Here is an 11,118-nt window from a genome sequence, read left to right on the forward strand (position 1 = left end):
AGAAGGCCCGGCAATGCCGGGCCTTTTTTTGTGCTTTGACCCGTCCTGAATTGGGTTGACACCTTTTCCCTCTGGAAAAGGAATGTTCAATGAAATCAACAATCAGGCGCAGTCAGCGGGATTACTCGCTGGCCTTCAAGTTGTCCGTGGTCGATCAGGTCGAGCGTGGAGAACTGACCTATAAGAAGGCTCAGGAGCGATACGGTATCCAAGGCAGCAGCACGGTTCTGAAGTGGCTTCGCCGCCATGGTCGGCAGGATTGGTCAGGTGGTGCATCATCTGCCCCCATGACGACTTCTCCCAAAAGTGGACCGGCCACGCCGCTGACGCCGGAACAACAGATCAAGGCCCTGCAGGTCCAGTTACGGGAGGCCAACGAGAAAGCACAGCTTTTCGAAGCCATCGTGGATGTCCTCAAAGAGGATTACGGGGTGCGCATCGTAAAAAAGCCTTCAGGCAAGTCCTCACGCAAGGGCGCCTCAAAGGCGTAAGCGTGGCAAGGGCTTGCCGCCATTTCGGCATCAGTCGACAGGCGTTCTATCAAGCGGGGTGCCGGCATCAACGACGACGCGCCAGCGAGACCAAAGCACTGGCGCTGGTGAGCGATTGCCGCGTGCGGCAGCCACGGATCGGGACGCGCAAGTTGCACTATTTGATCGAACCGAAGCTGCAGGCGGCGGGAATCACCATGGGACGTGACCGGTTGTTTGACGTACTTCGGGAAGCGCGCCTGCTGGTACCGAAACGTCGGGCTTATCACAAGACTACCGACAGCCATCATCGCTTTCGCAGGCATCCGAATCTGCTCAAACCTGGCCAAGGATGCGTAATACCAACCGGTAGCGAGCAGGTGTGGGTGGCGGACATCACCTATCTGCCGACGCAGGGGAAGTTCGTATATCTGAGCCTGGTCACCGATGCCTGGTCGCGCAAGATCGTGGGCTGGAGCGTGCATGAAACGCTACAGACAGAGCAGGTAGCTCAGGCGCTGGAGATGGCGCTGAAAGGGAGAAAGACACCGCAGAAGCTGATCCATCACTCTGATCGTGGAATCCAGTACTGCTCGGATTACTACCAGAAGATCCATGCGCGGCACGGCCTGACCTGCTCGATGACCGACGGCTACGACTGCTATCAGAACGCTCTGGCAGAGCGAGTCAACGGGATCCTCAAGTGCGAGTTCCTGCTTCATCGCCCACGGGACTTGGGGCAAGCCCGCCAGATGGTGGCTGAGGCCGTAGACATCTACAACGCTGAGCGCCCCCACCTGTCCCTTAAAATGCAGACGCCCGATGCGATGCATCGGGCGTCTTTGGCCGCCTGACGGCGGTCGGACCATCCACCCATCGGTGTCAACCTATGGCAGGACGAGTCACTTGCGGCTATGTAGAGTCGAGCCATGCTCGACTGCTTTTTGCGCCGACCATCCCGCGAGCGGAAGTCGAGCATGGCTCGACTCTACAGAGAGCAGATACCGCGGTGTTGGGGCCGTCAGTCTTCCACGCGCAGCACTGCGCCAGGCTTCAGCACGCTGCTGCCACTCAGGCCGTTCAGCGACAGCAGGGCCTTTACCGGCATACCGTAGCGGCGGGCGATGGTCCAGGCCGACTCGCCATCACGCACGGTGTGGCGGCGGCTGCGCGGGCGGTCGGCGATCGCGGCCACGGTCTTGGCCACTTGCGGCGTCGGCGTGGTCGTGGCAACCGGTGCAGTGCTGGCCACCAGCGTGGTCGCGGCTTCCGTCACCGTCGCATTAGCGGCCGAGACCGGGGCCAGGACCCGGGTGGTTCCGGAGGCGCGGTTGCCGGCGGCCAGGGCCGGGTTGAGGCGGGCGATCCTGGCGGGGTCCAGGGCGCGCTGTGCGGCCCACTGCTGGACGCTGGTGCCAGCCGGCAGGGTGTGGTCCTTCAACACCGGCACGGTGCGGTCCAGCGAGGCCATCACGCGAGGCTGGTCCTCCACGTCTTCCAGCACGCAGGCCAGGGCATGCAGCTTCTCGACATAGGCATGGGTAACCGGCGACAGCCCCGGCAGGGCTGCCGGCTTGGCATTCTGCGCGTTCATGCCGGCCTTGCGCATGGACTGCAGTACCCGGTACTCGCCGGCGTTGTAGGCCATGGTGGCCAGGCGCCAGTCGCCGCCGAACATGCCGTGCAGGGTTTTCAGGTAGCGCACCGCGGCCTGGGTGGAATCAACCGCCGACAGGCGGCCGTCGTAGCCGTTGGCCATGGGCACGCGGTGGTTGCGCGCCGTGGTGGCGATGAACTGCCACAGCCCGGTCGGGCCGCTGCCGTTGCGGGCATTGGGCCGATAGCCGCTTTCCACGAATGGGATCAGCGCGAATTCGGTGGGCAGGTTCGCCTTGCGCAGCTCTTCGACCACATAGCCGAACAGCACCAGCGCATCGTCATCCTGGTTGGCCAGGCGCGAGGGGGCGTGGGCGAACTGCTTCTGCCAGCGCGGGCTGGTAGCCTCGGCATCGCAGCTGGGCTCGGCCAGGCCGTCGCGGAAGCTGGTGAAGATCTCCTGACCATTGCGCACCGAGGGCGCAGGCAGCGCGGACGGATCCAGCGGCAGCGCCGCAGCGGCGGTCAGGTTCTGGCTGATGCCGGCGCCCAGCGACTGTGCGCCCGCGGTTCCGGCCAGCCCCAGGGCAAGGCCCAGGGCCAGCGGCAGACTTCGGCGCATCATGCGCGGAAGCCGTCTTTCCAGTGCCGGAGACCGGCCATCACGTCGACGTCGTCCACGACGTCACGGCCCAGGTGTGCCGACACCGACGCACGGATCGGTGCAGCGTGCACACGCAGGAAGGGATTGCAGTCGAATTCGTTGGCCAGGGTTACCGGCAGGGTGGAACGGTCATCGCGGCGCATGGCCAAAGCCTCCTCTTGGCGCTGCCACAAGGCAGCGTTGGCGGGGTCGACATGCCGCGCGAAGACGGCATTTGACACGGTGTACTCATGAGCGCAACAAAGCAGCAGTTGCGCGGGCAGGGCACCCAGCTTGCGCATCGACGCCAGCAGCTGGGACGGCGTACCTTCGAACAGGCGTCCACAGCCCAGGCTGAACAACGAATCTCCGCTGAAAAGATGTTCAGCAGTGTGAAACGCGATGTGGCTGCGGGTATGCCCGGGCACGGATAGTACGTGGAACGTCCGGCCCAGTGCCTGAACGCGTTCACCTTCGCCGACCCGCTCGGTGGCCGTGGGAATGCGTTCCTCGACCGGCGCGATGACCCGTACGCCGGGGAAACGCGCCTGCAATGCCGGCACGCCACCGATGTGGTCGTCGTGGTGATGGGTGAGCAGGATCGTGTCCACGCGCAGGCCCTGATCGGCCAGCGCGAGCACTGGCGCGGCATCGCCGGGGTCGACGACCACGGCAGCGCCCTCGTTGTCGATCAGCGTCCAGATGTAGTTATCCGCAAATGCGGGCAGGGCAGTCAGTCGCATAGAATTGGACCATGCCCGCGCTGCAGAGCACCCGTCAAGCGAGCCAGACCCCGTGGTTCGACAGTGAACCGGCGGAGGCCTTGCGCGTGCTGGAGCGGCAATTGCTGCTGCCGCAGCTGTCGGTGCTGCCGGCGCAGCCCTGGCTGTGGATCGCACCAAGTGCGGCCTGGCTGGACGATGCACAGCTGGGCGGACGCGGTCTGCGCCTGTTCCGGCAGGGGCAGGGCTATGCCGGCGACACCCGTTGTGCGCTGCCGCTGCCGCTGGCCAATGAAAGCGTAAATGCGATCGTGCTGCAGCATGTCACCGCGGCCGATGCCGACCGGCTGCTCGACGAGTGCGAGCGCGTACTGATGCCGGGCGGCCATCTGTGGCTGAGCAGCCTCAATCCGTTCAGTCCGTATCGCACGCGATGGCGCCAGCATGGACTGGTGGTGCGCACGCCACAGCGGATCCGCCTGCTGCTCGGCCGTCATGGGCTGGAATGCGACGATATGCGTTACCTGGGCCCGCTCTGGCGCGGTGCGGGCAGCCGTCGTCCCGGAGGTTGGGCGCCGCTGCGCGCGGCCTGCCTGTTCCATGCGGAAAAACGTACGCTGGCCCTGCCTGGGCCGAAACCGCTGCCGGTGCGCTGGCACGGCACCGTAGCTACCTGATTCTGGAGTTGTATTGAAAACCATCGAAATCCACACCGACGGTTCCTGCCTTGGCAATCCCGGCCCCGGCGGCTGGGCTGCGCTGCTGCGCTACAAGGGCCACGAGCGCGAACTGAGCGGTGGCGAGGCGCACACCACCAACAACCGGATGGAGCTGATGGCGGCCATTTCCGGGCTGGAGTCGCTGACCGAGCCGTGCAACATCGTGCTCTATACCGATTCGCAGTATGTGCGGCAGGGTCTGACCCAGTGGATGCCGGGCTGGATCCGCAAGAACTGGAAGACGGCTGGCGGCGATCCGGTAAAGAACCGCGAGCTGTGGGAGCGCCTGCAGGCGGCCACGCTGCGGCATCAGATCGACTGGCGCTGGGTGAAGGGTCACTCCGGCGACCCGGACAATGAGCGGGTGGATACGCTGGCCCGCAACGCGGCGATCCAGATCCGCGACGCCAGCCCGGTAAACTGAGCCCATGCGTCAGATCATCCTCGATACCGAAACCACGGGCCTGGAGTGGAAGAAGGGCAACCGCATCGTCGAAATCGGCTGCGTGGAGCTGTTCAAGCGCCGCCCGACCGGCAACAACTATCACCAGTACATCAAGCCGGACTGCGAGTTCGAACAGGGCGCGCAGGAAGTCACCGGCCTGACCCTGGAGTTCCTCGATGACAAGCCGGACTTCGCGCAGATCGCCGACGAGTTCCTGGCCTTCATCGATGGCGCCGAGCTGATCATCCACAACGCGGCGTTCGACCTCGGCTTCCTCGACAACGAGTTGTCGCTGCTGGGGCCGCAGTACGGGAAGATCACCGACCGCTGCACCGTGATCGATACCCTGGTGATGGCGCGCGAGCGCTTCCCGGGCCAGCGCAATTCGCTGGATGCGCTGTGCAAGCGGCTGGGCGTGGACAACTCGCACCGTGCGCTGCACGGCGGCCTGCTCGATGCGCAGATCCTGGGCGACGTCTATATCGCGCTGACCTCGGGCCAGGAAGAAATCGGCTTCGGTCTGGGCGATGACGATGGCGGTGCTGCCGGTGCGGCGCTGCAGGCCTTCGACACCAGCAAGCTGCTGCCGCGCCCGCGCGTGGTGGCCACGCCGTCGGAGCTGGAAGCGCATGCGGCGCGACTGGAGCGGCTGCGCAAGAAGGCTGGCCACGCGCTGTGGGATGGCCCGAAGGTGGAAGAGCCCGCCAGCGCGTAATGCCTGGGATGGGGTAGTGCCGGCCGCTGGCCGGCAGCGCCGCATCCACGCATGGCATGGATCTACCGGTTAGTGGCAGCGCACCAGGATCACGCTGATGTTGTCGCGGCCGCCGCCGTCGAGCGCGGCGGCGACCAGCGTGTCCACGCATTCCTGTGCGCTGGCATCCTCGAAGGCGAGGGTGCGGGCAATGCTGCGGTCGTCCACTTCCTCGGTCAGGCCGTCACTGCACAGCAGCAGCTGCATGCCCGGGCGCAGTTCGCCGCTGGTGGTGGCCACGTTCAGATGCGCCGGATCGGTCACGCCCAGCGCCTGGGTGACCACGTTGCGGTGCGGATGCGCACGCGCCTGTTCGGCGGTCAGGTTGCCCTGCGCGACCAGCTCCTGCACCACGCTGTGGTCCTGGCTGAGCTGGGCCAGCTGTCCGTCGCGCCACAGGTAGGCACGGCTGTCGCCAACCCACGCCACTTCATAGCGGTTGCCCTGTACCCGTGCGGCGACCACGGTAGTGCCCATCGGCAACGTGTCGTTGCGCCGGCGCGAGGCGCGGATGATCTCTTCGTCGGCGGTGCGGATGGCCTGCGCCAGCGGTGCGCCGCGGCGGATCTCGCGCACGATGGTCTCGCGCGCCAGCGCGCTGGCCACTTCACCGCAGGCGTGCCCGCCCATGCCGTCGGCCACCAGCCACAGGGCCAGCTCACTGTCACCGTAGTAGGTGTCCTCGTTGAGCTCGCGGCGCATGCCGGGGTGGGTGAGGTGTCCGAATTCGATCATGGGCGCTGGGGCGGGGTGTTGCTGGGGAGACAGGCATCATCGGGTGGCTGCGCGCATCCGGCAAGGCATGCGCTCAGGAAATTTTCACTTCGTTGGCCGGAATGACTTGTCGTCGGCCTCACTTCCTCGTATGATGCGCGTCCCCGGTCCGCCGGGGACCACCCGGAGAGGTGGCAGAGTGGTTGAATGTACCTGACTCGAAATCAGGCAGGCGTTTATAGCGCCTCGGGGGTTCGAATCCCCCCTCTCCGCCAGATTAAAGAAAAAGGGCTGCCGAAAGGCAGCCCTTTTTTTTAATCTGGCGCGGGACGCGCCGCGCTCTGCGCGTCGCCCCACACGTTGCTGCGCAACCTGTGGGCCCCTCCCTTTGCCGGCCTCTCCCCGCCCCTGTCGGGGCAGGTGCATCAGTAGATCCACGCCATGCGTGGATGCTGTTCCTGCTGGCAGGCTCATCCACGCATGCCGTGGATCTACCCATTCCATCGCGAGCTGCGGGTTAAACTGCCTGCATCACCTGCTGGAGCTTTCCCCATGACTGCTGAAATCCTCGTCCCCGTTTCTTTCGGCGAGCTGCTGGACAAGATCTCGATCCTGCAGATCAAGTCCGAGCGCATCAGTGACGAGGGCAAGCTGGCCAATGTGCGCAAAGAACTGTCGGCGCTGGAGCAGACCTGGATGGCACACCCGGCGGCGGTGAAGGACATCGCCAAGCTGCGTGCCGAGCTGAAGGCGGTCAACGAGCAGCTGTGGGACATCGAGGACGACATCCGCCTGAAAGAGAAGGCGCAGGCGTTCGACCAGGGTTTCATCGACCTGGCGCGCAGCGTCTACCTGCGCAATGACGAACGCGCGCGCATCAAGAAGGCGATCAACCTGGCGCTGGGTTCGGCGTACGTGGAAGAGAAGTCCTACCAGGATTACGCGCAGCGCGCGTAATCCGGGGCAGCCTGCTGCTCACCCCAGGTGGTCGGCGACGTAGCGTTCGAACGCAGCGATACCGTCTTCCACGTTGATCAGTTCCATCACATCGTCGAACTCGATCTTGGTGCCCCACTTCAGATCCGAGGCCTGCTTGGCCAGGTACTTGCGCGCGGCATCGTCGTAGCGGTCCACGCAGTAGCGGCGGTCGGAATAGGGACCGCTGCGGTTCGGGTTGCTGGCCGCGTGCAGGCCCAGTACCTTGGCGCCCATCGCGTTGGCGATGTGCATCGGGCCCGAGTCCGGGGTCATCACCAGATTGGCGCGGGCCAGCAGCGCCGGCAGCTGCTTCAAGGTGTCCTTGCCGACCAGGTCAAGCGCCGGTGTGTGCAGCTGCGCCTGGATGGCATCGGCCATGCTGCGCTCCAGTTCGCTGCGGCCTCCGCACAGCACCACCTGCCAACCGCGCTGTGCGGCGTGGTTGGCCACGGCGGCGTAGCGGTCTGCATACCAGTTGCGGCGCACGTGGCTGGAACAGGGCGAGATCATCAACACCGGGCGGCCATCGTCCTGCCATTGCGCGGCAGCCCACTCATACGCGGACTGTGGCACCGCCAGGTCCCAGCTGACCTCGGTCTGGCGCAGGCCAAGGGGTTCACAGAAACTGCCGATGGCATCCAGCACATGGATGCCGGGGCGGTCGGGGATGCGTTCGTTGATGAAGAGACCATGCAGGTCCTTCGAGCGGCTGCGGTCATAGCCGATGCGACGCTCTGCGGGAATGAAGGCCGACAGCAGGTTGGCGCGGAACGCCACCTGCATCTGCAACAGCGCTTCGAAGCGCCCCGGCGGCAGCTGCCTGCGCAGTTCCTTGACCCCGGCCATGCCGCTCTTCTTGTCGTAGGCATGGAAGGTGACACCGGGCAGGCCGTCGAGCAGCTTGTGGCCGGCCTTGTCGATGATCCAGTGGATCGGCGTATCCGGGCGCGCAGCCTGCAGGGTGCGCACCAGGGGCACCACGTGGGTGACATCGCCAAGTGCGGACAGGCGCAGGAGGCACAAGGAGGAGGACGCTGATGCCATGTGTTGTTAGACTCAATGAAATGGTCGCATTCGACGCCAATGAAGCGCTGACGCCATGCCGCGAGGGTCGCGGCATCGGGGCCATTCTGTTCGACCGCGAGCGGCTGCGGCAAGCCGAGATCGGCCTGTTCTCGCCCCAGCACTGGGGCAGCAGGGCTCGGCCGGTGGGCGAGGGCGGTCGTGGCAGCGCCTGGTTCGTCGATGCGCCGTTCGGCGCCAGCGTGCTGCGCCACTACCTGCGCGGTGGCCTGGCGGCGAAGATCAGCCATGACCAGTACCTCTGGCGCGGCGCGGACCGGACGCGCAGCTTCGCCGAATTCCGGCTGATGCGCGCGCTGCGCGAGAAAAAGCTGCCGGTGCCCCGGCCACTGGCGGCGTTCTACATGCGCGAGGGCCTGCGCTACCGGGCTGCGATCCTGATGGAGCGGATCGAGGGTGTCCGTTCGCTGGCCGACCGCGCGCTGGTCGCGGGCCGGGGCGCACCGTGGGAGGAGACCGGGCGGCTGATCGCCCGCTTCCATCGTGCCGGCCTGGACCATGCCGACCTCAATGCGCACAACATCCTGTTCGACGGCAACGGCCACGGCTGGTTGATCGACTTCGACCGCGGGGTGATCCGCATCCCGGCGACCGCCTGGCGCGAACGCAATCTCAAGCGCCTGCTGCGCTCGCTGATCAAGCTGCGCGGCGAGCGCAGCATGGAAGACGTGCAGAAGGATTACGCGCGGCTGCGCCGCGCCTATGACATGGCCTGGAACCGGGGCACCTGATGGACTGGTCGTTGCGTTTCCTCGGCGTCGGCAATGCGTCGGCGGTCGAGCTGGGGTCGCCGATGTCGGTGATCGAACGGGACGGTCGGCCGTGGTTGACCATCGACTGTGGCGGCGAAGGCCTGACCGCGTTCAAGGCGCACTACGGGCACATGCCGCAGGCGCTGTTCGTCACCCATGTGCACCTGGACCACGTAGCGGGCTTCGAGCGCCTGTTCGTCGATACCTTCTTCAACGCGCACCGGCGCGGCAAGGTGCGCCTGTACGTGCCCGCCACGGTGGTGCCGCTGCTGCACAAGCGCATCGGTGATTATCCGAATGTGCTGGCCGAGGGCGGTGCCAACTTCTGGGATGCGTTCCAGCTGGTCGTGGTGGGCGAGGCGTTCTGGCACGAGGGCGTGCGCCTGGAAGTTTTCCCGGTGCGCCACCACTGGCCGGAGACGGCCTATGGCCTGCGCCTGCAGGGTGCGCTGACCTGGAGCGGCGATACCCGGCCGATTCCGGAGATGCTGGCCCGCTTCGCCAACGACAATGAACTGATCGCGCACGACTGCGGCCTGCACGGCAACCCGTCGCATACTGGCGTGGACGACCTGGAGCGCGAGTACAGCGCCGAACTGCAGGCGCGGATGATGCTCTACCACTATGCGAGCGCGGCCGACGGCCAGGCGCTGGCCGCGCGGGGGCACCGTGTGGCGCAGCCGGGGCAGTGCGTGCCGCTGGCCAACCCCACGGCAGCGCACGTGCTGGTGCAGGATCCGCCGTGAGCGGTGCTGGCCAGCCCGCCGACGCGGCGCTGGCTGCCGAGCTGGAGGCGCTGGAACGCGCGCTGCATGCGCCGCAGGTGCGGGCCGATCGCGAGCAACTGGCGGCACTTCTGGACGAGGATTTCAGCGAGATCGGCAGTTCCGGGCAATGCTACGGCCGTGATGCGGCGTTGCAGGAGATCCCGCTGGAGCGCGCGCAGGTGCTGATCGAATCGGAACAGTACGCGGTGTGGCTGTTGGCCGAGGATCTGGCCCAGGTGCGCTACCGCAGCCGCTATCACGTTGATGGCCAGGCCCAGGGCTGGGTGTTGCGCAGTTCGCTGTGGCGACGGCATGCGCAGGAATGGAGGGTGGTGTTTCACCAGGGCACGCCTGAGGCGCGGTAGCGCCGGGCCATGCCCGGCGAAAAGCGCCAACCAAGATTGGCAGCTACCAGAAGTGGGGCCACGCCCGAAAAGGCGGTGGCCCCGCCGGCTGACCTCGGCGCCCGCGTCGATCGATACCGTTGCTGCCTTCCGGCCCTGGCGGGATTTTCGACCTAGCGTCGCGAGGGGCCGACGGGGCCACCATAGAGACGTTGGCCGCCCAGTGGGCGGCCGGTTCACGGATCAGGGGAAGCAGCGCGCGATGCGCCGGAGACCACAGCCGGACTGCACATCGGCTGGCCGATGGCAGACGGCAACTATAGCGCAGGCAGGTACATCGACGCCAGCTTCGTGCACTGAATCGGCTGTAACCCGCGTCTGCCGGCAACGCCCCGCGCCGACCGGCGTTGCTAGAATGCCGGCCAGGAGGAACGACCTCCCCCGCATCGGGAATCAATGACCAGGACGGCCTGGCCCTACCAAGAGGAGGGCTGTCATGGCCTGGATCTATCTGTTGTTCGCCGGCCTGCTGGAAATCGTCTGGGCCGTGTCCATGAAGCAGTCCGAAGGCTTCACCAAGCTCACCCCTACCGTGGTCACCATCATCGGCATGATCGCCAGCTTCTGGCTGCTGGCGGTGGCCATGCGCAGCCTGCCGCTGGGCACCGCCTACACGATCTGGACCGGCATCGGCGCGGTCGGTGCGTTCGTGGTCGGCATCGTCTTCCTCGGTGAGCAGGTCAGCCCGATGCGGATCGGTGCGGCGGTGCTGATCGTTTCCGGCCTGGTGCTGATGAAACTCTCGAGTAGCTGAATGCATTTAGTTGGGCGGAGAAAGGAATCTCCGCCTGCTGCAGGTATATGCATTTTCGGCAAAACCATTTTGTCCGCCCGTTTTATTTGACGTGCGTCATGAAAATAACGAGCGTGATTCACATGCCGCTGGCGCCATCGGCCGCACAGTGCCGCCATTCGTCATGCGAAATCGGGGAGTTTTCGCCTTGACGGACACGTTGACCTGCCTTTTCCAGGTGCGGTCGCGTGAAGATGTGAAGATTTTCAGAAGTTAATGAAGCCAGGCCTTGTTCCCGTGTCGGGAGCCGGGGTGGGCCGCATTGTCTTCAAAAAAGC

Annotated in this window: 13 protein-coding genes, 1 tRNA gene and 1 other RNA gene; 10 read left to right on the plus strand and 5 right to left on the minus strand. The window is 65.6% G+C overall.

All coding sequences use genetic code 11. The features are described from left to right. The first annotated feature begins 89 nt into the window (after window positions 1-89). Window positions 90-1,324 (plus strand): IS3 family transposase gene (locus tag ACZK3W_RS04595; RefSeq protein ID WP_478450508.1). Its coding sequence is split into 2 segments (ribosomal slippage): window positions 90-441 and window positions 441-1,324, totalling 1,236 coding nucleotides; the frame shifts between segments, so codons are not numbered across the junction. 167 nt (window positions 1,325-1,491) lie between these two features. Here the strand turns inward: ACZK3W_RS04595 and ACZK3W_RS04600 are convergent. Beyond that, the gene (locus ACZK3W_RS04600; protein WP_032129323.1) at window positions 1,492-2,691 is read right to left on the minus strand and encodes a lytic transglycosylase domain-containing protein; all 1,200 of its coding nucleotides are present in this window, start codon (window positions 2,689-2,691) and stop codon (window positions 1,492-1,494) included. Next, a complete protein-coding gene (gene gloB / locus ACZK3W_RS04605; protein ID WP_032129324.1) occupies window positions 2,688-3,452 on the minus strand; it encodes a hydroxyacylglutathione hydrolase in 765 nt (254 codons plus the stop codon). Before gloB ends, ACZK3W_RS04600 begins: the two co-directional genes overlap by 4 nt. A gap of 11 nt (window positions 3,453-3,463) precedes the next feature. Here gloB and ACZK3W_RS04610 point away from each other — a divergent pair, with 11 nt between their 5' ends. Genes ACZK3W_RS04610 through dnaQ form a run of 3 tightly spaced genes read left to right on the plus strand, consistent with a single transcriptional unit; the run spans window position 3,464 to window position 5,310 of the window. Next, a complete protein-coding gene (locus ACZK3W_RS04610) occupies window positions 3,464-4,108 on the plus strand; it encodes a methyltransferase domain-containing protein (RefSeq protein ID WP_049400387.1) in 645 nt (214 codons plus the stop codon). 13 nt (window positions 4,109-4,121) lie between these two features. Further along, entirely contained in the window at window positions 4,122-4,574 is a 453-nt protein-coding gene (rnhA, locus tag ACZK3W_RS04615; RefSeq protein WP_032129326.1) for a ribonuclease HI, read from the plus strand. A 4-nt stretch (window positions 4,575-4,578) separates the two neighbouring features. Then, window positions 4,579-5,310 (plus strand): DNA polymerase III subunit epsilon, encoded by a 732-nt coding sequence (gene dnaQ / locus ACZK3W_RS04620; RefSeq protein ID WP_032129327.1) that lies wholly within the window; start codon window positions 4,579-4,581, stop codon window positions 5,308-5,310. A 69-nt stretch (window positions 5,311-5,379) separates the two neighbouring features. Here the strand turns inward: dnaQ and ACZK3W_RS04625 are convergent, their stop codons facing one another. Next, the gene (locus ACZK3W_RS04625) at window positions 5,380-6,084 is read right to left on the minus strand and encodes a PP2C family protein-serine/threonine phosphatase (protein WP_032129328.1); all 705 of its coding nucleotides are present in this window, start codon (window positions 6,082-6,084) and stop codon (window positions 5,380-5,382) included. A gap of 164 nt (window positions 6,085-6,248) precedes the next feature. On the opposite strand from ACZK3W_RS04625, the gene ACZK3W_RS04630 reads away from it, so the two are divergent. Both ACZK3W_RS04630 and ACZK3W_RS04635 read left to right on the plus strand, forming a co-directional pair. Next, window positions 6,249-6,338, plus strand: a tRNA-Ser gene (locus ACZK3W_RS04630). 277 nt (window positions 6,339-6,615) lie between these two features. Continuing rightward, window positions 6,616-7,020, plus strand: a complete 405-nt coding sequence (locus tag ACZK3W_RS04635; RefSeq protein WP_046982834.1) for a DUF6165 family protein — start codon at window positions 6,616-6,618, stop codon at window positions 7,018-7,020. A gap of 18 nt (window positions 7,021-7,038) precedes the next feature. On the opposite strand, the gene ACZK3W_RS04640 is transcribed toward ACZK3W_RS04635, so the two are convergent. Beyond that, window positions 7,039-8,085 carry a glycosyltransferase family 9 protein gene (locus ACZK3W_RS04640; protein WP_478450509.1) on the minus strand — a complete coding sequence of 349 codons (1,047 nt, stop codon included), beginning with the start codon at window positions 8,083-8,085 and terminating at the stop codon, window positions 7,039-7,041. Window positions 8,086-8,105: 20 nt separating this feature from the next. Here ACZK3W_RS04640 and ACZK3W_RS04645 point away from each other — a divergent pair, with 20 nt between their 5' ends. The 3 genes from ACZK3W_RS04645 to ACZK3W_RS04655 are packed head-to-tail and all read left to right on the plus strand — an operon-like array spanning window position 8,106 to window position 10,008. Beyond that, complete coding sequence (locus ACZK3W_RS04645) at window positions 8,106-8,855, plus strand: 3-deoxy-D-manno-octulosonic acid kinase (protein WP_049400634.1); 750 nt, start codon at window positions 8,106-8,108, stop codon at window positions 8,853-8,855. Next, entirely contained in the window at window positions 8,855-9,622 is a 768-nt protein-coding gene (locus ACZK3W_RS04650) for an MBL fold metallo-hydrolase (RefSeq protein ID WP_121504042.1), read from the plus strand. Before ACZK3W_RS04645 ends, ACZK3W_RS04650 begins: the two co-directional genes overlap by 1 nt. Then, window positions 9,619-10,008: a nuclear transport factor 2 family protein gene (locus ACZK3W_RS04655; protein ID WP_134951058.1), complete on the plus strand. Its 390-nt coding sequence runs from the start codon at window positions 9,619-9,621 to the stop codon at window positions 10,006-10,008. The genes ACZK3W_RS04650 and ACZK3W_RS04655 overlap by 4 nt, the downstream gene beginning before the upstream one ends. 78 nt (window positions 10,009-10,086) lie before the next feature. On the opposite strand, the gene ffs is transcribed toward ACZK3W_RS04655, so the two are convergent. Next, window positions 10,087-10,183, minus strand: an RNA gene (ffs, locus tag ACZK3W_RS04660) — signal recognition particle sRNA small type. Between the two features lie 300 nt (window positions 10,184-10,483). On the opposite strand from ffs, the gene ACZK3W_RS04665 reads away from it, so the two are divergent. Next, window positions 10,484-10,801 (plus strand): DMT family transporter, encoded by a 318-nt coding sequence (locus tag ACZK3W_RS04665; RefSeq protein ID WP_010483859.1) that lies wholly within the window; start codon window positions 10,484-10,486, stop codon window positions 10,799-10,801. Window positions 10,802-11,118: the final 317 nt, after the last annotated feature.

The sequence above is a fragment of the Stenotrophomonas sp. 80084_Sma genome (genome assembly GCF_056481995.1).

What these genes read in the sequence shown, in the direction of transcription:
- ACZK3W_RS04600 (WP_032129323.1), bottom strand. Translation starts at nt 2,691, where the DNA reads ATGATGCGCCGAAGTCTGCCGCTGGCCCTGGGCCTTGCCCTGGGGCTG.
- gloB (WP_032129324.1), bottom strand. Translation starts at nt 3,452, where the DNA reads ATGCGACTGACTGCCCTGCCCGCATTTGCGGATAACTACATCTGGACG.
- ACZK3W_RS04610 (WP_049400387.1), top strand. Translation starts at nt 3,464, where the DNA reads ATGCCCGCGCTGCAGAGCACCCGTCAAGCGAGCCAGACCCCGTGGTTC.
- dnaQ (WP_032129327.1), top strand. Translation starts at nt 4,579, where the DNA reads ATGCGTCAGATCATCCTCGATACCGAAACCACGGGCCTGGAGTGGAAG.
- ACZK3W_RS04625 (WP_032129328.1), bottom strand. Translation starts at nt 6,084, where the DNA reads ATGATCGAATTCGGACACCTCACCCACCCCGGCATGCGCCGCGAGCTC.
- ACZK3W_RS04635 (WP_046982834.1), top strand. Translation starts at nt 6,616, where the DNA reads ATGACTGCTGAAATCCTCGTCCCCGTTTCTTTCGGCGAGCTGCTGGAC.
- ACZK3W_RS04640 (WP_478450509.1), bottom strand. Translation starts at nt 8,085, where the DNA reads ATGGCATCAGCGTCCTCCTCCTTGTGCCTCCTGCGCCTGTCCGCACTT.
- ACZK3W_RS04645 (WP_049400634.1), top strand. Translation starts at nt 8,106, where the DNA reads ATGGTCGCATTCGACGCCAATGAAGCGCTGACGCCATGCCGCGAGGGT.
- ACZK3W_RS04650 (WP_121504042.1), top strand. Translation starts at nt 8,855, where the DNA reads ATGGACTGGTCGTTGCGTTTCCTCGGCGTCGGCAATGCGTCGGCGGTC.
- ACZK3W_RS04665 (WP_010483859.1), top strand. Translation starts at nt 10,484, where the DNA reads ATGGCCTGGATCTATCTGTTGTTCGCCGGCCTGCTGGAAATCGTCTGG.